At 48.7% G+C, this 933-nt stretch carries 1 pseudogene; it reads right to left on the bottom strand.

Annotated elements, in window-relative coordinates:
* Positions 1-627: pseudogene (locus CIK04_RS24910) on the bottom strand (alpha-amylase); the annotation flags it as partial.
* Positions 628-933 lie beyond the last annotated feature (306 nt).

The raw sequence follows: 933 nt of genomic DNA, 5'->3' as shown, positions 1-933 counted from the left end.
TTGTTAAAGCGATCCACCATTACGARRTAAATATTCGCGTTGCGGTAATCGGATGGGCGCGCTTTTTTGTTTTGTTTAACCGGTTCCAATAGCACCAAACCGCCGGATTGCGCCGACGGCGTTAAGCTGACTTTACCCTGCTTAACGCTCACCACTTGGCCGCTATAGGCGTCACGCAGTGAGGTGCCCTCTTTGAAGCTGTCGCCCAGTTCAATCGTCACTTCTCCGCCTTGGTAGACTTCACAAGTCACCTGCGGCAGTGGGCGTTTGAACTCGGTTTGGCGACCTTTTTCGCTTCACGTTTAAATGTCAGCGTGTGGGCGTTCGCGTCCAGTTCAAAGCTGTMGTCACCCGTAAAGCGAATTTTTAGCGGAAGTTCCGTCACTTTACCGCAGTTCAGCGCCATGGGTTGATTGAACTTGATCACCTGCGCATCGGGCGCTTGGCAATCGCCTTCCAACCCGGTGATTTTCAGTTGATAACTGTCTTTGACCAGCGACACCACTAATGGCTGCTCGGCACTGAGCGGAAAATCTCGGCTGTTGGTGGTGGTTGAAATGGTTAAATTCGGCTCGGCAATTCGCCGCTGCCGAGCTAAAGGAGCAAAGTTAGGGTTATGGCGTTCAAGTTTCATCGTTCAAATCCGTTGTTCACGCCTTACCCTCTCAAATCGCAACAGATGCTTAAACCAATAGATACTTAAAACTATGGCGCTTTAAAGGTAGACGTTTGATCGTTTTATCACGCTCAGAATAAAACGACGGAATAACAAACACATCCTTCTCACTCCCTACGCCCTAAAACTTTGCCGAGGTCACAAATTCGCCGACTAGGGGCGTAGAAAAACGCCTGCAACCAGTGCAGGCGTGGCAAAGAAGAGCCAAATATCTTCGATTTCTAAAGCAAATATCTTCGATTTATGAAGATAGTGAA

The sequence above is a fragment of the Vibrio sp. 03_296 genome, assembly GCF_002265885.1.
The sequence above is the reverse complement of the archived record's forward strand: the minus strand, read 5'-3'. Positions and strand labels throughout refer to the sequence as shown.